This window comes from Kitasatospora sp. NPDC127067, assembly GCF_042724755.1.
Classification (GTDB): Bacteria; Actinomycetota; Actinomycetes; order Streptomycetales; family Streptomycetaceae; genus Kitasatospora; species Kitasatospora lactacystinica.
On record NZ_JBHXEM010000053.1, the window covers coordinates 1 to 19,802 of the forward strand.

The 19,802-nt window shown below is 71.2% G+C and carries 21 protein-coding genes; 1 reads left to right on the forward strand and 20 read right to left on the reverse strand.

Going from position 1 to position 19,802, the window contains the following annotated elements; translation table 11 throughout:
- Positions 1-315: 315 nt before the first annotated feature.
- From ACFWJ4_RS21560 to ACFWJ4_RS21650, 19 genes are all read right to left on the reverse strand, one after another.
- A complete protein-coding gene (locus ACFWJ4_RS21560; protein WP_380546099.1) occupies positions 316-468 on the reverse strand; it encodes a hypothetical protein in 153 nt (50 codons plus the stop codon).
- Between the two features lie 102 nt (positions 469-570).
- Entirely contained in the window at positions 571-2,637 is a 2,067-nt protein-coding gene (locus ACFWJ4_RS21565) for an NB-ARC domain-containing protein (RefSeq protein WP_380546101.1), read from the reverse strand.
- A 115-nt stretch (positions 2,638-2,752) separates the two neighbouring features.
- Positions 2,753-3,463 carry a glycosyltransferase gene (locus tag ACFWJ4_RS21570; protein ID WP_380546103.1) on the reverse strand — a complete coding sequence of 237 codons (711 nt, stop codon included), beginning with the start codon at positions 3,461-3,463 and terminating at the stop codon, positions 2,753-2,755.
- 46 nt (positions 3,464-3,509) lie between these two features.
- Positions 3,510-5,384 carry a glycoside hydrolase family 15 protein gene (locus ACFWJ4_RS21575; protein WP_380546105.1) on the reverse strand — a complete coding sequence of 625 codons (1,875 nt, stop codon included), beginning with the start codon at positions 5,382-5,384 and terminating at the stop codon, positions 3,510-3,512.
- The gene (locus ACFWJ4_RS21580; protein WP_380546107.1) at positions 5,381-5,902 is read right to left on the reverse strand and encodes a hypothetical protein; all 522 of its coding nucleotides are present in this window, start codon (positions 5,900-5,902) and stop codon (positions 5,381-5,383) included. Before ACFWJ4_RS21580 ends, ACFWJ4_RS21575 begins: the two co-directional genes overlap by 4 nt.
- 185 nt (positions 5,903-6,087) lie before the next feature.
- Positions 6,088-6,684: a GTP cyclohydrolase I gene (gene folE, locus ACFWJ4_RS21585; RefSeq protein ID WP_380546109.1), complete on the reverse strand. Its 597-nt coding sequence runs from the start codon at positions 6,682-6,684 to the stop codon at positions 6,088-6,090.
- A 53-nt stretch (positions 6,685-6,737) separates the two neighbouring features.
- Positions 6,738-7,358, reverse strand: a complete 621-nt coding sequence (locus ACFWJ4_RS21590) for a PIG-L deacetylase family protein (RefSeq protein WP_380546110.1) — start codon at positions 7,356-7,358, stop codon at positions 6,738-6,740.
- Positions 7,352-8,185, reverse strand: coding sequence for a 5'-3' exonuclease H3TH domain-containing protein (locus ACFWJ4_RS21595; protein ID WP_380546112.1), 834 nt, complete (start codon positions 8,183-8,185; stop codon positions 7,352-7,354). The genes ACFWJ4_RS21590 and ACFWJ4_RS21595 overlap by 7 nt, the downstream gene beginning before the upstream one ends.
- Positions 8,186-8,214: 29 nt before the next feature.
- Positions 8,215-9,348 carry a glycosyltransferase family 4 protein gene (locus tag ACFWJ4_RS21600; protein ID WP_380546113.1) on the reverse strand — a complete coding sequence of 378 codons (1,134 nt, stop codon included), beginning with the start codon at positions 9,346-9,348 and terminating at the stop codon, positions 8,215-8,217.
- Positions 9,345-9,902: a phosphoribosyltransferase gene (locus tag ACFWJ4_RS21605; protein WP_380546115.1), complete on the reverse strand. Its 558-nt coding sequence runs from the start codon at positions 9,900-9,902 to the stop codon at positions 9,345-9,347. The genes ACFWJ4_RS21600 and ACFWJ4_RS21605 overlap by 4 nt, the downstream gene beginning before the upstream one ends.
- Positions 9,899-10,846 (reverse strand): radical SAM protein, encoded by a 948-nt coding sequence (locus ACFWJ4_RS21610; protein ID WP_380546117.1) that lies wholly within the window; start codon positions 10,844-10,846, stop codon positions 9,899-9,901. Before ACFWJ4_RS21610 ends, ACFWJ4_RS21605 begins: the two co-directional genes overlap by 4 nt.
- Positions 10,843-11,880: a glycosyltransferase family 2 protein gene (locus ACFWJ4_RS21615; protein WP_380546212.1), complete on the reverse strand. Its 1,038-nt coding sequence runs from the start codon at positions 11,878-11,880 to the stop codon at positions 10,843-10,845. The genes ACFWJ4_RS21610 and ACFWJ4_RS21615 overlap by 4 nt, the downstream gene beginning before the upstream one ends.
- Positions 11,880-12,323, reverse strand: a complete 444-nt coding sequence (locus ACFWJ4_RS21620) for a hypothetical protein (RefSeq protein WP_380546119.1) — start codon at positions 12,321-12,323, stop codon at positions 11,880-11,882. The genes ACFWJ4_RS21615 and ACFWJ4_RS21620 overlap by 1 nt, the downstream gene beginning before the upstream one ends.
- Complete coding sequence (locus ACFWJ4_RS21625; RefSeq protein ID WP_380546121.1) at positions 12,320-12,883, reverse strand: formylglycine-generating enzyme family protein; 564 nt, start codon at positions 12,881-12,883, stop codon at positions 12,320-12,322. Before ACFWJ4_RS21625 ends, ACFWJ4_RS21620 begins: the two co-directional genes overlap by 4 nt.
- Before the next feature lie 11 nt (positions 12,884-12,894).
- Entirely contained in the window at positions 12,895-13,848 is a 954-nt protein-coding gene (locus tag ACFWJ4_RS21630; protein WP_380546123.1) for a reverse transcriptase domain-containing protein, read from the reverse strand.
- A complete protein-coding gene (locus ACFWJ4_RS21635) occupies positions 13,838-14,545 on the reverse strand; it encodes a 7-carboxy-7-deazaguanine synthase QueE (RefSeq protein ID WP_380546125.1) in 708 nt (235 codons plus the stop codon). Before ACFWJ4_RS21635 ends, ACFWJ4_RS21630 begins: the two co-directional genes overlap by 11 nt.
- A 2-nt stretch (positions 14,546-14,547) precedes the next feature.
- Entirely contained in the window at positions 14,548-14,949 is a 402-nt protein-coding gene (locus ACFWJ4_RS21640) for a 6-pyruvoyl tetrahydropterin synthase family protein (RefSeq protein ID WP_380546127.1), read from the reverse strand.
- Positions 14,946-15,662 (reverse strand): 7-cyano-7-deazaguanine synthase QueC, encoded by a 717-nt coding sequence (gene queC, locus ACFWJ4_RS21645; protein WP_380546128.1) that lies wholly within the window; start codon positions 15,660-15,662, stop codon positions 14,946-14,948. The genes ACFWJ4_RS21640 and queC overlap by 4 nt, the downstream gene beginning before the upstream one ends.
- A 251-nt stretch (positions 15,663-15,913) precedes the next feature.
- Positions 15,914-16,051, reverse strand: coding sequence for a hypothetical protein (locus tag ACFWJ4_RS21650; protein WP_380546130.1), 138 nt, complete (start codon positions 16,049-16,051; stop codon positions 15,914-15,916).
- Between the two features lie 531 nt (positions 16,052-16,582).
- On the opposite strand from ACFWJ4_RS21650, the gene ACFWJ4_RS21655 reads away from it, so the two are divergent.
- The gene (locus ACFWJ4_RS21655) at positions 16,583-17,893 is read left to right on the forward strand and encodes a helix-turn-helix transcriptional regulator (protein ID WP_380546132.1); all 1,311 of its coding nucleotides are present in this window, start codon (positions 16,583-16,585) and stop codon (positions 17,891-17,893) included.
- Here the strand turns inward: ACFWJ4_RS21655 and ACFWJ4_RS21660 are convergent.
- On the reverse strand, positions 17,871-19,661 hold the full coding sequence (locus ACFWJ4_RS21660) for a prolyl oligopeptidase family serine peptidase (RefSeq protein WP_380546134.1): 1,791 nt from the start codon (positions 19,659-19,661) through the stop codon (positions 17,871-17,873). The genes ACFWJ4_RS21655 and ACFWJ4_RS21660 overlap by 23 nt on opposite strands.
- Positions 19,662-19,802: the final 141 nt, after the last annotated feature.

Sequence of the window (19,802 nt, forward strand, 5' to 3'; positions counted from 1 at the left end):
CGCGTGCCGCGCCCCCTCGCGGCGGGCGTGTCGTTCCGGGTGGGGGGGGTCTTGGGGGGGGGGGGCGGCGCCTCCGCCCCCCCCCCCCCCCCCCACCACCAGATGGATCAGTGGACGCCGATGGTGCGGGACTGCAGGTGAAGCCGGAGCTGTCGTCGGTGAGCACCTCCAGGCTGGCCGAGTCGGCGGTTTCGACGGTGCGGATGTCGAGGTCGAACTCGTTGCCGACGGCGGGCACCTGTACCGCAGAGAGCCGCGGTTCGTCGCGAGATCTACGAGGCGGGCTTCCAGGTGCGGTACGGCGTCCCGCATTGATCACCGGGTGGAAGCGGTCCAGATCGGGAGGCTCTCGGCGGCAGGGGCGGTCCAGATCGGCATGTCCGGATCAGCTGCCAGAGCGGATGCAGAGGAGCCGATCGCTACGTAGAGCGCGAGGATCGCGGCGGTTGCCATGGTGCGGAAGGTCATTCGTCATCCTGGGAAGTGTGTGGAGGCCGGAGCTGTGCTCGGCACGGTGGGCTATCGGGGCAGGGACGGGCGGCGGGCCGCGCGGCCGGTGGTGGGCACAGGTCACCGGTTCATCAACGCGAGGAGCCGGTTGTGAAGGCGTTCCACGTCGCGGGTGGCGCCCAGGTTCTGGTACTGGTCCTGGCTGGAGCTGTACCAGTCGACGGCGGATTCGATCAGTCCGGTGCGTTCGGCGGCCTGTCCGAGGTACTCGGTGGCGTGGGCCGTCCAGTGGCGGTGGCCGAGCTGCGCAAACTCCTGCAGGGCGTTGTTGATCGTGCCGGCCGCGAGGTCGTGCTGGCCGGCGAGCGACTGGGCTTCTCCCAGGAAGACCTTCGCCCTGGCCACGTTCAGCGGGTCGGGCGGGGTAAGCGATTCGAGGTCGGCGAGGGCCTGCTGGAGCAGCGGGATGCCGAGGTCGGTGTTGCCCTGGCGGGCGGCGGCGGAGCCGAGGAGGATCTCGGCGAGGCCGGCGCCGCGCCGCTCACCGAGGTCCGTGTAGAGCTCGATCGCACGGGTGAGCTCGGGTTCGGCGGCGGCATACTGCCCAGTCTCGTAGAGGGTGGCGCCGATGCCGGCCGTGCACTGGGCGATGCGGCTGGGGTCCTGGTCCTCGGCGGCGAGGATGCGGCCCTCTTCGTAGAGCCGAAGGGCATGCAGGTGCTCTCCGGCGCGTTTGTGCGAGATGGCCAGGGCGGCGGTCATCTCGTAGATGGCCGGGCGGTGGCCCCAGAGCCGGGCGAAGCCCAGTCCCAACTTGTGGCAGGTGACGCTCAGGTCGGTACGCCGCAGGCGATGGAAGAGCGGCCACAGGTCGTGGACCAGGACCGTGGCCGCCTGGTGTTCGTCGAGTTCGCGGGCTGCGGCGAGGGCCGTTAGCACTGCGGGGGCGATGGCGTCCAGCCAGTCGAGGGCGGCGTCGTCGCCGTTGATGGGGACCGGTTCGGCGGGATGGTGGCGGTGCTGGCGCGGCAGGACACGGTGGTGCGGGGTGAGACGCCGGACGGTGTCGTGGGCGGTGGCGATCAGGAAGTCGAGGTAGCGCTGCAGCACGTGCCGACGGGTGTCGGCCGGGTTGCGGATCAGCTCCCGCACCTCGGGGCGGATGCGGTAGACATCGCCGCGTACGGGGTGGCGACCGGTGTGCTCCAGCAGGTGCCGGGCCGCGAGCTCGTGCAGCAACTGCAGGGTCTGGGCGGCGGGGGTGGCGGTGGCGGCGGCCACGGCGAAGCGGTCGAGGTCAGGCGCCGGGATCAGCACGGCGAGCCGGAGCAGGCGTCCTTCGGGTTCGGGTAGTGACGTGTAGGTGACGGCGATCATCGGGACGGTCTCCAAGTCGTTTGTGGCGAGGGCGGGGTGGGAGGCGAGCGGGCGCCCGGGGGCGAGGACGGCCTCGCCGGCGGCCAGGCTCAGCGCCAGCGGGTTGCCCTCGCAGACACGGGCGAGGGCTTCGACGGCGTCCGGCTCCGTGCGTGCCCGGTCGTCGCCGAGGATGCGAGCGAGTAGCCGGGCGGAGTGGGTGGGCGTGAGCGGGGCCAGATGGTGGTGGTGCGCGCCGTGGGCGGCGAGTGCGGGCATCGGCGAGCGGCTGGTGACGACGACCAGGCAGTCGGCGTTGGCGGGGACCAGCGGAATCACCTGCTCGGCGGTAGCGGCGTCTTCCAGCACCACCAGTAGTCGTCGGGTGGCCGCGGCGGAGCGCCAGAGTGCCTGTAAATCGGCTGCTTGCCAGGGAAGTTGTCCTCTTTCTGTGCCGAGACCTATCAGCAGGGACCGGGCGGTCTCGGTGGCCGGGGCCGGGTCGCAGTCGCTGTCGGCGCGCAGATGGACGAGGAGCTGTCCGTCCGGGTAGCGCTCGGCATGTCGGTGGCCCCAGCGAGCGGCGAGGGCGCTCTTGCCGATCCCACCGGGCCCGGTGATCACGATCACCGGCGCGGTGCCCACCAACTGCTGGTCGAGTAGCCCGTCCAAGGCGACCACGTCGTGCTCGCGGTCGGTGAACGTCCTGGTGACCGAGGCGAGTTGTCGGGGAGCGGGAAGGGCCGGCGCGGCGGGATGAAAGTGGATGTCGCCGGTCTGGCCGGCCTGGACGACGGGGCCGGTCCGGGCGTCGGTGACGCGGTTGGACACGGAGACCGTGGATCGCTTGTCAGAGCCGGGTAACGGCGGTGGCATGGTCCATCTGTGGCACCGGTCATCTGGTGAGGGCATGTCGTGTCCTGGATGTTGGGCTGCTTGGACGGGGTCAGGAACCGGCTTCGTGGGCGCGCATCCTTGCCGCGGCTGCGGTTCCCCGCCGGAGCCGCTCGGCAGGATGGCGGCAGACCTGGACGAGGGCGGCCGCCAGGTCGTCGGCGTTCGGATCGGTGATCCATCCGTTGGCGTCGTAGCCGCCGTGAACGATCACCTGCTCCGCGTCGGCGTCGGTGAGGACGACCGGCGGGGTCGCACACGCCATGGCCTCCCAGACGGGAGTCACGGTCCGCCGGGCGGTGCTGAGGTAGGCGTCCGACGCTGCGAAGAGTGAGGGCATCTCACGGAGGGGGACTTGGCCCGCAAGGAACACGGAGTCGTGAATGCCGGACGCCGTGGCGAGCGACAGGAGGCGGTTGGCATCGTTGGTCCTGATTCCCGGACTGTCGCAGACGACCAGGAGGGGCTGGGCGCCTGGCTCCAGAGTGCGGCGGGCCGTGCTGACGGCATCGACCAAGAGAGACAGGCGTTCGTGCCGTCGGTCGCCGATGACGGTGACGATGACCGGTCGGAGGCAGAGTGCTTCCGTCCGCAGGCGGGCGAGATCCGCCTCCTCGTACGTGATGATCCGTCCGCCGAGCGCGTGGTCGAACGGCTGCGTGACGAGGAGGTGCCGCAGGACGGCGGCCCGCTCGGTCGAGCGCATCGCGGTGGGCCTGAACGTGGCAGTGTCCACGCCGGGCACGGGTCTGACGAGGTCCACTCCTGCGTCCTTGGTCTCGGGTGTCGGGTGAGGGCGGGTGACCTACCTAGGCGGAGGCGCGGATCGGGAAGGCGGCTCCACGCTGACCGGGCACGTGGGTCACCGGTTGCGGCGCGAGATCGACGGCAGCCTCGATCACTCCGATGTGGCTGAGGGCCTGCGGGTAGTTCCCCAGCTGCAGGCGGTGGGTGGGGTCGTACTCTTCGGCCAGCAGCCCGAGGTCGTTGCGCAGTTCGAGGATCCGACCGAAGAGCCCGCAGGCCTCCTCGGTGCGGCCGAGGGCGTGAAGGGCGCGGACGAGCCAGAACGAGCAGAGGAGGAAGGCACCTTCGTGCCCTTCGAGGCCGTCCACATTGGCGTCGCGGGCGGTGTGGGTCGGGTAGCGCCGGACCAGGCCTTCGGCCGTGGAGAGTTCGCGCTGGACGGCTTCGACGGTGCCGATCACCCGCTTGTCGTCGGAGGGGAGGAAACCGACCAGCGGGATGACCAGCAGGGCGGCGTCCAGGTCCTCACCGCCGTAGTACTGGGTGAAGGTGTTACGTCGCGGGTCGTACCCGTTGGCGCAGACATCGTCGTGGATCTCGGCCCGCGCCTTGCGCAGCCGGGCCAGAACGTGTTCGTGCGAGCGGCCCCGCCTGCTGAGCAAGGTGATCGTGCGGTCCATGAACACCCAGGCCATGACCTTGGAGTGGACGAAGTGCCGGCGGGGGCCGCGGATCTCCCAGATGCCTTCGTCCGGCTGCCTCCACAGCCTGATGACCTCGGCGGCCAGGGCGACCAGCAGTGCGTCGGCGTTCGGGTCGGGCTCCAGCCCCGCGTCCTCGGCGACCAGGAACGCCTCGGCGATGTGGCCGTAGACGTCGAGCTGCAGCTGATCGGCGGCACCGTTGCCGATCCGGACCGGGAGGGAGCCGGCGTAGCCGGGCAGATGGCTCAGGACCCTCTCGGTGAGGTCGGTACCGCCCCTGAGCTGGTAGATGGCGCGGAGGTGGCCGGAGAGCTCGACGCTGCGCAGCAGCCAGCTGCGCCAGGCCCTGGCTTCGGCCCGGTGGCTGCCCGAGCGCAGGAGCGCGACCACGGTCATGGCGCTGTCGCGGGGCCAGGCGGCCCGGTAGTCCCAGTTCCGCTCGCCGCCGATCTCCTCGGGCAACGAGGTGGTGGGCGCGGCGATGATGCCGCCGGTCGGGGTGTGGGTGAGGGACTTGAGCACCGCTGCCGAGGAGAGAACCGCCTCCCGGTAGGGGCCGGCGTGGGTGCAGCGGCTGCTCCAGGCGGACCATCCTCCGAGGGAGTCGGTGAACGTGGCGAGTCCGTCCGGCACCGCCGGTTCCGCCTCGGTGCCGGCACGCCAGGTGATGGTGAAGGCGATCTGGTCGCCGGCCCGGACCGAGACGTCCGCGTAGGCGGTGTGCTGGTCACCGAGGCTGTGGGCCGGGCCGTCCAGCCACAGCTCGTCCGTCTTGTGCGTGAAGACGGTCCGGCGGGCGGCGCCTTGGCTCAGGAAGCGGGGGAGCGGCGTGGTGAGGCCGAAGCCGAAGCCGGCCCGCAGGCGCGAGCGCATCTGTACCCGGCCGCGCAGGCCGGTGACTATCCGGGTGAGCTGTGCGGTCGGCACGGTGCCGTCGATCGGGACCGGCATGAAGTCGGTCACCCGCACCACTCCGCCGGGGGTCTTCCAGTCCTGGTCGAGGACGAGGGATCCCTCCCGATAGGCACGCCGGGTGAGAGTGGCGCGGGTGGGGTCTGCGGGGGCCAGACGCCAGAAGCCGTGGTCGTCGGTGCCGAGCAGGCGGGCGAAGACGGCGGGGGAGTCGGGCTCGGGCAGGCACAGCCACGTGATCGTGCCGCTGCGGTCGACGAGAGCGGTGGAACGGCTGTTGCCCAGAAGGGCGTGGTCCTCGATCAGCGGGCTCGTGGTCACAAAACGTCCTGACGATGAGTGGGATGGAAGTGGCGCTCCGGCGGCCGGCGGCTCTGGAGGGTCCGGGCGGCAAGCCGGGTGGCGGCGGCGTTCACGGTGGCGTCGAGCGTGCGGTGCACCACGAGGCCCGACTCGCGCTGCTCGATTGCCCGGCGTGTCCTGACCTGCCAGCCGAGGGCGGGGGCGCAGCCGACCACGACGGGCGGTCGGAGTGGGTCGGCGTGGTACGAGCGGTGGGCGCGCAGGATCGGCCAGGGGCCGAGCGGGAGCCACGCCAGGATCAGGTCGGCGTAGGTCTCCGCCCGGTCCAGCCAGCCGTTGCGCCATGCGGCGTACGGGTCGTCGAGGACGAGCGGGTCGAGCGCCGTCCTGCGGAAGCCGCACTCGGCGAGCAGACGGGCGGCCTGGTGCTGCCAGCAGGGTCGGCCGGTCGTGAGTCCGGCCAGCAGGATGACCGTCCCCGCGCCGGGGGCGGGCAGGTCGGGGGCCTTGACGTGCTGAAGTGTCGGTATGCCCATGGCCTGGTGATCAGGTGGCGCGAGGCCTGCCGAGAACCAGGTCCGCGTAGCGGCAGCTGGCCGGAGGAGCAGCAGTCGGCTGTTGCCAGAGCTCGTCCGTCGCCGTGTCGGTGCCCGGTGAGGCCGTGAGCGCGAAGGTGTGGACAGACAAGGTTGGTTCCTGGTGCGTCGAGGGTGGGAGGCGGCTACAGGCGGACGGGCAGCGCGAGGCGTTCGATGCGGGCGGCCAGGTCGGGGTCGCTCTCGGTGCGGCCGAGCCGGCACATGGTGGTGGTGCGGACCGCGGCGGCCTTGACGCCGCGCATGCTCATGCACAGGTGCTCGCCGGTGGTGAAGACAGCGATGTCGTCGGTGCCTGCGGCCTTGGCGAGGTCGTGGGCGACGTCGTGGGTGATGCGTTCCTGGAGCTGGAGGGCGTGGGTGTGGGCCTCCAAGTGCCGTACCAACTTGGACAGGCCGAGGACGGCGGTGTCCGGCACGTAGGCGATGGAGACGTCGAGGCGGAAGGGGAGCAGGTGGTGCTCGCAGACGCTCCACGCCTCGATGCCCGCCAGCAGGACGAAGTCGCCGTACCGGCCCTCTTGGGCGAAGCTGGTGTCGAGCCTGCCGGGGTCGTGGTCGAGGAACTCGCCCCACCAGTCGGCGAACCGGCGGGGTGTTTCCTGGAGGCCGTCGCGGTCGGGGTCTTCACCGAGGGCCAGCAGCAGCTCGCGGGTCAGCTCCTGGACGCGCAGGCGGTCGACGGGGCGGCGGTGCTGGGCTTGCACGGGTATGGGCGTCATGGTCATCCCTTGGGGGTGAGTTGACGGAGGGTGGGCCGCTGGAGTGCGGCAGCTCAGAGGTGGGTGGCGCCGGGCAGGCAGCCGAGGACCGGCACGGCGGTGAATGCCTCCGCGTACCGGACGCCGATGCGGGCGCCCCAGAGCCGGCCGAGGGTCTTGGCCATGGGCCCGAAGTGCTGCTCGATCGGCTGGCTCGCGTGCTCGCGCAGCGCGGCCATCTTGGTGTCGAAGGCTGCGGTGGCGTCCACGATCACGTCGGCGCGCATCGGGCCGTCGAGGGTGAGCGAGTTGTAGGTGTCGCAGGTGTAGACGCGGCTCGGCCGGCCCGTGGCGATCCGGGGCTCGGGGACAGCCGCGAGCACGGTGGTGGCGACGGCCCGGTGCTCAGGGTGAACGTCGCCCAGCGGATGGGTGATGACGATGTCCGGCTGTGCCTCCAGCAGCAGTTGCTGCACGGTGGCGTGGTCGAGCCGGGGGACCTGGCGCAGCTCGGCCCCGAGGGCGGCGGCGCCCTTGCGGGCTTCGGCGTCGCGGACTTCGTCGCAGTGCGGGACGACGACGGTGACGACGGCGCACCTGGCGTGCAGGGCGAGGGTCGCGCCGGCCCACAACTCGGCGTCGTCGGGGTGCGCGAAGGCGGCCAGGACCGAGCCGGGCACAGCACTGATCACCACAGCCCCAGCTTCTCGACGACGTCGGCGGGCTTGGGCAGCTGGGGGCTGGCCTCGCCGCGGAGGGCGACGGGCACGTTCAGGCCGCGGCGCACCGTGATCATTGCCTCCCAGCGCAGCACATCGGCCCAGGCGGTGGTGATCGCAGTGCCCTTGGCGCCGGTCAGCCGGCCGGAGCCGGGGAGGTCGCGCAGTTGCATGCCGTCGCGCAGCAGGGTGGCGGCGACCTTCGGGCCGACGCCGCGTACGCCGGGGATGTTGTCGGACTTGTCTCCGGTTAGGGCACGGAAGGCCGGCCACTGGGTGGGGGTGACGCCGAAGCGGGTGACGACCTCGTCGGCGGTGATGATCCGCTGGGAGGACATTCGGGAGCGGTTGAGGATGCGCACGCGGTTGTCGAGGAGCTGGTAGAAGTCCATGTCGCGCGACATGATCACCACCGGCCGGGTCGCGGAGGCCTGGCTGGCGAGGGTGGCGATGACGTCGTCGGCTTCGGCGTTCTCAACCTCCGTCCACCGGATCCCGTGTGTGTCCAGGCCGTCCTTCACCGGGGCGAGGAACTGCAGCGGCTTGAGCGCCTCCGGTGTCGCCTCCCGGTTCGCCTTGTACTCCTGGTCGGCGGCCACTCGCTCGGCTGTGCCGTGCTCGCCGTCGAAGACGACCAGGACCTCGGGCTGTGCGACGTCGAGGTCGTCGCGGATCGCGGCGCGCAGCAGAGCGAAGAAGGCGAATAGGCCGGTCAGCTCGCGGGTCTTGTCGCGGGAGAAGATCGGCGCGGGGAAGCCGAAGGTGCCGGCCCACAGAAGGTTGAATCCGTCGACGAGCAGCAACGGGGCAGGGTTTGCTGGGGTTTCGGGCATCACGACACCGCCTCTAGGAAGAAGTCAGCGATTCGGCGGGGCTCGAACTGGGCCGCCCGCCGATACACGGTCTGTGTAGTCGCGCCGTACAGTATGTCATCTTCCAGAAGGGTTTGTGCCACCTTGTGGAGAGCAGTGGGGCCTTCGTCGTGGTCGACGAGCAGGTGGCCGCCGTCTCCGGTCGGGTTGATCAGGGCGGGCAGGTTGCCGATCCGGTAGGCGACGACCGGGGTGCCGACGCTCATGGCCTCCAGCGCCACCAGGCCGAAGGTCTCCTTGTGGCTGGGGACGAGTACCACGGCGGCCCCTGCGAGCCAGGGCAGCACCTCGTCCCAGGCCAGAGCCCCGCGCAGACGGACACCCGGAGCGCGGGCCGCCGCCGTGCGGCAGGCGTCGAGGAGTTCGGACTGCGACCCAGCGCTGTCCTCGAACCCGGCTTCGGCGAGCGCGACCTCGACCGGCCGGTCCCAGCCGGAGGCGGCCTCCAGTAGGTCGAGTACGCCCTTCTCCGGCCCGAGCCGCGCGAGCACGCGCACCGGGCCGCTGCGGCGCAGTTCCTCGCGCACCTCCGGCGCGGGCGGGGCCACGGCGGGGTCGGGCATGAGCGCGTTGGGCACGACACGGAGGTTGCGCGGGCCCCAGCCGGCCAGCTCGTCGCGCACGATCGCGGAGGGGACGAGGACACGGGTGGCGCGGGCGAGGGCGGGTCCTGCGTCGAGGGTGTGCGGCTTGACGTGGGCGGCGAGCGCCCGGCGGACGTGGCCGGGGATGTCGCCGCGCAGGCGGCCGAGGCCCCACAGCGCGTCGGTGAACAGGACGGTGTCGATGCGGTGCTCGGTGATCAGGTCCCGGATCTGCCGGGTCAGCCTGGTGTCCTGGTAGGTGACGGCGCGCCGCAGCACGTCGTCGTCGCACGGGAACTGGACATCGTCGAGGCGCAGTCGGACGATGGCGACCCCGGGGAGGCCGGGGCCTACGGGCTGGGGTGCGGCGGTGGCGATGACGGGCCGGTGGCCGTTCTGGGCGAGGCCGAGGGCCAGGGCGGCCGTCGCGCGTTCGATGCCGGCGGGGGAGTCCAGGGCCCAGGAGACGAGGACCAGCAGGACACCTCGGGAGGAGACACGGGTGATCACCGGGCGCTCACCTGCCGCAAGGGAGGAACCGGCTGGGTCTGTCCCTGGTGCGCGTCCTCCCAGGGGAAGACGACCCAGTCGTTGATGGTCCAGGCCCACCGGTCGGGGGTCTGCGCGCAGCCGCGGTTGCGGAACAGCGCCGCCGTCATGATCTCGGCGCTGTCGTCGAGTCGGTCGTTCAGCGCGTCGGTGACGCCGGCGAAGGTTGCTCCGGTGCCGGCGATGTCGTCGACGAGGAGCACCGTCCCGGAGAGGCGCTCGGGCAGGCAGTTGCTGAGCCGGACCGCGACATCGCCGGTGGCGTGCTGGAACGGGGCGTCGCTCTTGTTGTGCCTGGCGGTGACGGTGTGGAAGGGCACCTTGAGGTAGTCGGCCATGAGGCGGGCCGGTTTGGTCCCGCCGGAGGCGATGCCGATCACGCAGGTCACGTCCGGGTCGATCCCGACGACGGACTCGGCGATCAGGCGGGCCGCGTCGAAGCACTGGTAGTGCGTCGGCGCGAACGGGACGCGCTGGGCGAAGACCCGCCTTCCGGTGCGCGAGGAACTGGTCACGAGGAACTCCCGGAAGTGGGCAGGCGCAGGTCGGACGGGCCGGTGACGGGGACGAACGCGGAGATGCCGGTGGCACCCCGGGTGTTGCGCCAGGCGTAGCCGTCGGCGCGCAGGACGGTGAAGCCGCCCGCGCTGGTGCGGGTGCGCAGCCGGACCCGGACGCCGTCGGGGACGGCGAGCGGGCCGACGATCTCCTGGGCCTGCTCGTCGGTGAGCATCTGCTCGGCGGCGAGCGCGGCGCCGTCGCCGATGGGGAGCATCTGGAGGAAGGTCACCCCGCCGGCACCGAGTTGGGCGGCGCGGTCCAGCAGTTCCTGGGCCTCGTGCCGGTTGGACCGCATGAGGACCATCTGGAGCTGCACGAACAGGCCTTCGTCGACGGCGGCGCGGATGCCCGCGACGGCGCGCCGGTAACTGTCCTGGCCGCGCCAGTAGTCGTGGGTGGCCTCGGTGGCACCGTCGAGGGAGACCCGGATCGCGTCGAGGGCGTCGGCGATTTCCTCGGCCCGGCGGGCGAGATGCCAGCCGTTGGTAGTGCAGCTGACCACGCTGGTGCCCTGGCGCCGGATCGCGCGGACGAGGTCGGGCAGGTCGCGCAGCAGCAGCGGCTCGCCGCCGGAGATGTCCACGCCCAGGACCCCCGAGGCGGCGATGTGGCCGGCGAGGATGCGCCGCTCGGCCGTGGTGGACTCGCGCACGCTCTTGTCGTCGAGGCACTGCGGGCAGGCGAGGTTGCAGCGCACGATCGGGGACCAACACATGCTCAGCGGGAAGTCGAGCGAGAGGACGGAGGGGTCGGCCTCGGGCCAGGCGGCCACCTGCCGGTCGTCCAGGGGGAAGCAGCCGGCGGGCAGCGGCTGGGGCGGCAGGTGGTTGGTGCCGACCGCGGGGTCGTGCACGACGGTGGTGCCGCCGAACGTGGCGGCGGCGAAGGCGCGGATCATCGGGTGATCACCTCGGCGTCGGTCAGGTGCTTGTCGGCGGCGGCAACAAAGGCGTCGCCGCGGTCGGCGGGGGCGGGGAGGGACAGCAGGTGGCGGTAGTGGGCGAGCGTCGCGGGCCAGGAGGCGAGCTTGGCCTGCCACTGGGCGGCGGCGTCCGGCGGGTCGAGGTGGAAGCCCACGGCCTGACGCAGCGGGACCACGAGGCAGCCGGAGGCGATCAGGGCCGCGCCGAGGTGGGTGTCCTCCATGCCCCAGCCCAGCGCCCCGAACTCCTCGTCGAAGCCGCCGACGCCGACCAACTGCTCGCGCGGAACGGCCAGCAGCGCGGTGACGACCATCCGCGGCAGGTCCCAGTCGTAGTAGGACCGGCCGTACCCGAGGGTCTGGAAGTCGTTGGTGGCATCCAGCGGGCGCCCGTCCAGCGCGTCGGTGAGCGTGAGGCCGGAGTACGGCAGGACCTTGCCAACCGGGGGTTTCCAGGTGACGCGGTGGTCGGCACCGAGGAGCGGGGGTGCCTTGGGCAGCAGCGGCTCGCCGCAGGGCGACTCCCGGTAGGCGACGTTGTGCCGGAACCCGGTCAGCACGGTGTCGGCCGCGGCGCGTACGGCAATATCGGCGAACACGTGCGGCGGCAGCACCATGTCCGCGTCGACGAACAGGACGGTCGGCGCCTGGGCGAGGCGGGCACCGGCGTTGCGCGCCGCCGCCGAGCCGCGTCGCGCGGCCAGGCGCACCGCAGTGGTGACCACCGGGTGCCGGCGGGCGATCTCGAACGTCGAGTCCGTGGAGGCATCGTCCACGAGAATCACCTCAACGTCGGCCGCGTGCTGCTGCGCGCCGAGCGCGTTCAGCACCGTCGGCAGGGCATAGGCGGTGTTGTGGGCCGGGATCACGACCGACATCGTCCGGCCGGCGGCGGCCTGCGCGGGGGTGGGCAGGTGCCAGTTCAGGCCGGTGCGCTCGGTGAACCCGGTGGTGAAGTACCGGTGGGCGTTGGCCTGGGTCTTGAGCGCGTCCGTGAGGCTGATGTGCATCACGGCCACCTCCATTCGTCGAGCACAGCGGCGGCCTGAGGCCAGCCGCGAGGGTCGGAGATCCAATGCAGAACCGGGCGCTCAGGCAGGGCCAGGAGGTCGGAGAGCAGGACCAGGTAGTCGGGTTCGAGGACCAGCAGCACCCGCTGCGGGACGCCGTTGGCGGAGAAGTCGCGCCGCAGCTGCCCGTTCACGATCAGGCGCAGCCCCTCGACACGGTCGGAGCTGAGCCGCTGGTCGTACGAGGCGATCAGGTCGTTCGCACGCACCAGGCCGAAGGCCGCGGACAGGAAGCGGATCCGACTGCGGGCGTGCGGGTGATCGGCGAAGCGCGCGTGCAGCTCAGGGGCGATGCCCCCGGTGTACCGCTCCAGGGCGGGCATGAGGCCGACGTCCGGCGCCTTGCGGCGCGAGCAGCCCGCGATCACCAGGTCGCCGATCACGCCGCCCTCACCACCCGGAAGCCGATGCCCGGCGAGCTGAGTTCGGCCGGAGCGGCGTTCAGGAACGTGCACCGGGCGTACAGCGGCAAGGAGTTGTAGGAACCGCCCCGGATCACGAATCCGCTGCCGATCGTCTTCGAGGCGGTCCACTCCCAGCAGTTGCCCGCCATGTCCCACAGGCCGGCCGGGGTCCGTCCGCGAGGGTGGGAGCTGACCGGGGTCAGCCGTCCGCAGAAGTCGCGCAGATTCGCCCGTCCTTCGTCCGGCACCTCGTCGCCCCACGGGTACCGGCGGCGCTCGGCGCCGGAGGCCGCCCACTCCCACTCCTTCGACAGCGGCAGCCGGCCGCCCAGGTCGGCCGCGATCCGGGCCGCTTGCGCGTGGGCGCCCCCGACCAGCGGCCGGTGGTCCGGGGCGAGTCCGAGCTGGGCCGGCGTGACCGGCGTCGCCGTCCACTCCAGGTCGACCACCCGCAACGGCTTCTGCCGGTCGCCGAACAGGCACACACCGCCCGGCACCGGCACCCAGGCGAGCGCGTGGCCGACAAGGTCCGTCGTCATCGCTGCCCCCTTCATCCGGCGATCAGGAACAGGTCTTCGGCGTTCACGCCGGCCCAGACCTTGGACTTGGCGAGGTTGGGACGCAGCCCGCAGCGCGCCAACGCCCCGGTGACGGCTTCGAGGGCCTCGCCGGCCTGCTCGGCGCCGTCGCAGAACACGCAGTAGTTGTCTGCGAACCGCACCGTGCGCAGCCTCGCGAGCCGCGTGTCCGCGCGGGACAAGCGCAGGTTGATCAGCAGGGGCGCGAGCGCCGTACCCGGGACGAGCGGACACGGCAACGGCTCCAGCATCCGCTCGAACAGCCGCAGGAACGAGCCGTCCGCGACGTGCTCGGCCAGCCAGTCAGTGACCTCGGCCGCGCTCGAACCCTCCGACACCCGCCTCACGTCCACGTCCGCCACCCACCGGAATCCCTCCTGCAGGTGCCGGTCGGAGTCGCGCAGAGCGGTGATTCGGTTCCGCCCGGCCCGGTAGCCCGAGACCCAGTCGGCGAACGCCCGCTGCTCCAGCACCGGCTCGATCGCTCCCCGCATCGCCCGCTGGACGACCCGGTCGGCCACCGTCGGGATCACCGAGGGGATCGTCTTGCCGGTGTACGCGGTGATCGCCACCTCGCGCAGGGGACCCGGCGTCCAGGAGCCCGTCCGCAGCTGCTCGGCCAAGGCCTCCAGTCGGCCGTCCAGTCCCTGACGGAACTGTGCCCAGCTCATTCCGTCGGCGCCCGGCGATCCGGCACGGCGCATGCAGGCCCGTGCCGCGGCCTTGAGGTGACGGGGATCGACGAGGAACGGCATCAGCGAATGTGCGCGCGGAGGAGGGGAGTTGGCTATAGTGGACTGTGCCTGGACGGCATGCAGGATCCCGCTCTCCTCCGCACCGAATGCTTGGCCGCTACCCAACACGCGCGGCCTCGGGGAGCAGGAACGACCGCGCTGTCCAGGCGCCTTGTTGTCCTCACCGGCCACGTTCGTCCTCCCAGAGCAGCGTGTGCAGTCGCGGGGTGAGGTTCCAACCGCGCTCCAGGACTTCGTCCGCCAACGCGCGCATCCCTCCGAGGACCGTCTCGCTGTTCGTTCCCTCCGGCATGATCCAGACGTCGGGAAGCGAGAACGTCTCCACCAGGGAGGCGACTTCGTCAAGCTGAGCGGCCTCGTGGATGACAAACTTGAACCGAGCCCTGCTGCAGGCCGCCAACGCCTCCAGGGCTGCCGGGACGATCCGCTGGTCCCCGGGCGCGGCGAAGGCCTCCAGCTTCGGCGAAACGTTGAACGCCGCGACCAACTTGACCAGCTCCGGCCGCGGGACGACGGTGCCGTTCGTCTCCACCTCCACCCGCCGTCCCGACAGCAGCTGCACCAAGTCGACGAGCTGGGGCTGCTGGAGGAGCGGCTCACCGCCGGTGACCACCACCAGCCGCGGCGAGCGGGCCATCACCCACGCCGCCAGGTCTTCGACGTCGTGCCGCGTGGACACCTCGCGCGGGTCGAACCGCGACCAGTCCCACGTCTCCGGGGTGTCGCACCCCGGACAGTGGAGATTGCACCGCGACAGCCGGACGAACAGGGACTGCTGCCCGACGCTCGGGCCCTCGCCCTGGAACGTCGGCCCGAAGCACTCCGCCACCAGCAGGCCCTTGCCGCTGGCGACCTCACCGCCCAGCACGCTCACCGCTCCTCCAGCGCGAACTCGGCCCAGCTGCTTGCCGTTTCCGACACCCGCACCGACGCCAGCCGGCCCGGCAACGACGGCTCCACGTGCTCCACGAACCAGGCGGCGAGCCAGGCGGCGAGGTTCTCCGACGTCGGCGCGACCGGCAGGACGTCGTTCAGCACTCGGTGGTCGAGCGTGCTGTCGATGAGCTTCTTCACCGGGGCGAGGTCGCCGAAGTCCGTGACGAAGCCCGGCTCCACCAGTCGGTTGCCGATGAGGACGAACTCCACCGCGTAGGAGTGACCGTGCATCCGGGCGCACTGGTGCCCCTCCGGCAGGTCGGGCAGGAAGTGGGCCGCCTCGAACCGGAACACCTTCCCGATCCGGTGCCGGCCGGACACGATGACGCCGTTCATCGGGCCACCCCCGAGGGCGCGGTGGCGTACTCGGTCGGGTCCTCGACCCCGGCGAGCACGAACGCCTCGATCCGCTCGGTGCACGTCCCGCACGTCCCGCAGTGCAGCTCGCCGCCGCGGTAGCACGACCAGGTGTCCACGAACGGCACACCGACCTGACCGGCGACCTTCACGATGTCAGCCTTCGTCTGGTCGATGAACGGCGCCAGCAGCTGGAAATCCTTCGGGAGGAATCCCTCGTTGCCGACCCGGGCCGTCTCAGCGAACAGCTCGAAGAACTCGTCGCGGCAGTCCGGGTAGACGGCGTGGTCGCCGGCATGGGCGCCGAACGCCACCGCGTCCGCCCCCGCAGCGACCGCCGCACCCACGGCGATCGAGAGCATGATCGCGTTCCGATTGGGCACCACGGTGCTGCGCATGCTCTCGGCGGTGTAGTGGCCGTTGGGCACCTCGACCGACGAGTCCGTCAGCGCCGAGCCCGCCAGCAGGCGGCCGAGCCCGCTCAGGTCCACCACCTCGTGGCGGGCGTTCAGACGGTCGGCGGCCCGCTGGGCGAAGCCGAGCTCCTTCCGCTGCCGCTGCCCGTAGTCGAAGGAGAGCAGCGTGAGTCGACTCCCGCTGTCGGCAAGCCAGTAGGCGACGGTGGTGCTGTCCAGCCCACCGGAGGCGATCACCACCGCGTGCTGCGGGGGAGCGTGTTCAGTCATCTCCATACGTCTTCCTCGTAGTCCTCCGCTGGCGGAGGTCGGAGTGAGTCCGGCTGTCGTGCGCCCGTGATGGGCCAGCCGATGGGCTGGCGATGCACGGACGGGCCGTTAGCCGGTGTGGACGCGAGGACCTCGCCGCTGACGATCCGGGGCGAAGTCGTTGTTGGACGGGTTGGGGCAGGGCAGGCGCGCGGCTGCGAACGCGAAGCAGCCCGCCCAGCACGTGAATTCCGCGGCGCTGCCCCGTAGCCGCTGGGCTAGGTCTCTCCGACGTCGGGCGCGGACCGAGTGGTGGCCGGCCCATGTGCGGCGCCCTGGCGGTCCAGCTCGTGGTTGACGAGCACCCCCACGAGGGCGATCACGAGGACGTTGCCCAACAGCCACAGCGTCCACATGAACGTCTCCACGGGGTCGCCGGCCTCTGTGCCCCGCGTCGTGGTGGCCGTACCGGGCGGCCGCCGACGCGGGTTCGTGGTCGGCTCGTCCGTGGCGAGGCTCGAGATGGGCCTGCCGCTGAGGTCGGGAACGAACCCGACGTCGGAGACGTCGACGGACGGAGCCGCTGGGGCCCGTGGCGGTGCGGCCTGCTGGGGAGCGGGCACGGGATCGGTCGGGGGAGAGAGGATCGTGGTCATCGGCTTCCTTCTCTGGAGACCTGCTGAGCCTGGAGGTGGCGCTGCCCCGGGCACGGCCGGGGTGCGCGCGACGCCGAGGTGCGTCCGGCTCTGAGGCAGTGCGGAGGGTGAGCCCCGATCCAAGGTGGGAAATCCTTGGGGGCTCATACGGAAGCACCTGCCAAGCCCGCTGCAACAGTGCAGACTTGTGGCAATGTGCGGCAGTGATGTTGAAAAGATGTCGATGACCTGGGCAGTTGGCGGACCGGGAACTCTTGGGGGAATGCGATGACACGATGGGGACGGCTCGCCGTGCAGCGCAGGGCGGCCGGCTACACCCAGGAGCAGCTGGCGAAACTGATGGACGTCGACCGCACAACAGTCCATCGCTGGGAGAAGGGCACGGCGACGCCGCAACCGTGGCAGATGCCGAAGCTCGCGAGACTGCTGAAGGTCTCCGCGACCCAGTTGCGCTCCCTGCTCCCCGGAAGCTCAGATGCTGTCGACGAGCCGGCAGGCACCCCGAGGGAGGACGACGGCCGAACGGAAGTGGTGCACCAGCGCAGTCAGGGCGAGCAGACGACGGCGCCCCTAGCGTCTCCCTTGGCACAGGCGGACGGTCTGGTCGCTGACTGGCTGTCCGTCAGCTCCCTGATCGAGGCAACTGCAACGTCGCTGCCGGTGACCGAAGCCGACATCGGTGCCGCCGAGGGGATGCTCGATCTGTTCCGTCAGCTCGACCACACGCACGGGGCTCGGCAGTTCCAGCGACAGGTCAGCTCCTACATCGACAACGAACTCGAAGCGCTTCTTCGTCGCCCGGTCTCGGACGAGTCGGTCGCTCGTCGGCGGGCGAGGATCACAGCAGGATTCTGCGAGCTCGCCGGGTACCAGGCGGTCGACACCGGAAACCCCGATCAGGCCCAGGCGTACTACCGGCGCGCGCTGACCCTGACGGCCGCGACCAACGACCAGGCGTACAGCGCATACCTCGTGGCGGTGAACCTCGGGCACCTCGCGCTGCACTGCGGCGAGCCTGAGACCACCCTGCGCTGGGCGACCTCGGCCCTGGCCGCCGCCGGGACCGCCGCGAGCCCGGCAACCCGGGCCGCCATCACCGCCGTCGTGGCTCGCGCGAACGCGAGGATGCGCCGGGAGGCCGAGGCGACCAAGCTGATCATCCAGGCCGAGAAGCTGCTCGACACCGCTGACCACCAGGACGAGCCCACCTGGATCCGCTACTTCAATCACGCCTACCTCGCGGACGAGGTCGCCCACTGTCTCCACGACCTCGGTCGGGCCCCGGCCGCGAGGAGCCAGCTCGCCGAGGCCCTCAGCGGAGTGGGCGAGGACAGGGTCCGTCGGCGCGCGATCGATGTGGCCCTGCTCGCCGCCACCTGGCTGCGTACTGGGGACCTCGACCGCGCGTGCGCGGCCGGTCGGGACGCCGTCGCCTACGCGGCCAGGACGGGGTCAGGCCGGTGCATCGAGCGGGTGGCCGGCGTCCTGGCCGACCTGCGGGCCCACGCGGACTATGCCGCAGCCCGGGAGCTTCGCGAGTTCGCCCGGGTCGTGCTGCCCGAAGCCGACGGCATGGCCGTCACGCTCTCGGGCGGCTCATGAGGCGGCGGTAGAAGTCGAGTTCGGCGCGAAGAGCCTGTTCCCGGGCGGAGGGTGCCGATAGGTAGTGGTCGCCGCCCTCCAGCAGCAGGCTGTCGTGGTCATCGCTGAGGGCGGCCAGGTCCTGGGCGAACTGCATGGCCTCCTCGGCGGACGTGATCGTGTCGGCGGTTCCGTGGATCACCAGCACGGGACAACGGATCCGTTCCGGCGCCACCGCGCCGGCGGGCCCCCGCAGCACGGCTGCGTGGGGACGCTGGAACTCCGGGACGGACAGCTCCCACTGTGCAGGGTTGACGACCGCCGAGGTGGCCGTCGCCCCGGCAAACGGCCCGGGACGACTGGCTGCCTGGAGCGATGTGTACCCGCCGGCGCTTGCGCCGCTGATGAACATCGCCCCGGGCAGTGCCGTGCCGGCCGACAGCAGGTGCTCGGCCACCGCGGCGCAGTCCTCGACGTCGTACTCGCCCCAGTGGCCGTGCAGCACCTGCCGGAACGCACGGCCCCGGCCGGTGCTGCCCCGGTAGAGGACTTCGGCGACGGCGAAGCCGTGGCTGACGAAGAACTGGGTCGTCCAGTCCAGCCGGAGGGGCACATCATCCGTCGGACCGGGGTGTGCTCGTACCAGGAGGGGCATCGGTGCCGTTGCCTCGGCCGACCGGTACAGCAGGAAGCTCACACGACCGCCCCCACCCAGCGTGATGCCGACCGACGGCGGGACGGGCGTCCAGGGTGGGGCGGACTCGGACTCAACGCCCAACGGGACAGCCAGAGCGTCAGCCTGGCCCGTGAGGTCGAGCGACCACAAGCTCGGAGCGGACGACGGGGTGGACCCGATCACGGCGAGTCGGCCCTCGTCGACCGCGATGTACGGTTTCACCGACGTGAGGTTCGAGCCGAGCCGACGCCGCCCGCCTGCGGGATCGACCGCTACGAGTTCGGTGAAGAACCCATCCAGTACGGTCAGGACAACGCTGCCGTCAGGGGCGAATCCGTACGATTGGTAGCCCGCTTCCCACGGTGCCGGCGCGCAGTCCGCGTCGGTGGGCAGAACCGCCGTCACCAGGTCGCCGCGAAGCCGGTAGAGGTTCCACCAACCCGTTCGGTCGGACATGAAGTACAGCAACCCGTCTGGTCCCCAAGACGGTTGGACCACGGACTCCGAGGGACGGCCCGCCACGACCCGGCCCGATCCGGGGCGGCCGGAGCGGATGTCAGCCAGCAGGAGACGGCAGCTGTCCCAAGGCATCTGGTCCCGGCTCCACTCCAGGTATGCCAAGGTGTCTTCTGCGAGCCGAGGGCAGGCGAGGAACTCGGCGGAGCGCACCAGGACCTGGACGTCTCCGGCCGGAGACACTGCGACGATCTCGTCCGCGGCGCTGTCGCCACGAACCGCGAACACACTGCCGCCCGGGCCCGGAGCGAGGTCCCCGTAGTGTTCAGAGCCATGGGCGGGCATGATCCTGTCCGGTGTGCGGCCGATCGGTTGGTGGAAGAGGGAACCGTCGTCGCCGACGAACCACACCCCGTCCTGCACCACTGCGAAGCTGCCGCCACCGTAGGCGTGGAGCTCACTCCCGACCGAGAAGTCGGATGGCGTCACCGCGAAGGCTTGGCCAGTGCGTTCCGAACGCATCACGCGCCGGACCCCGCCGTGGTCGGGGTCGGACTGCAGCCACCACAGCGAGCCTGCCACGGCCTGGAGTTCGTCGTACGCGACGACCTTTCGCGCAACCCACGCGGGTGACAGCCCTGTGTCCTGAGACCTCATGGAAGGGATCCTGCCGAATCACGCCGGTAAGTGCCACCACCGCAAAGTGACCGGTACACGACGTTGGGACGCTCGGTCCGAATTCGGAGAGAGGTCGGGAGGCTTCCCGGAATCCTCAGCGCTGCCGCCCGGTTCCGTTCA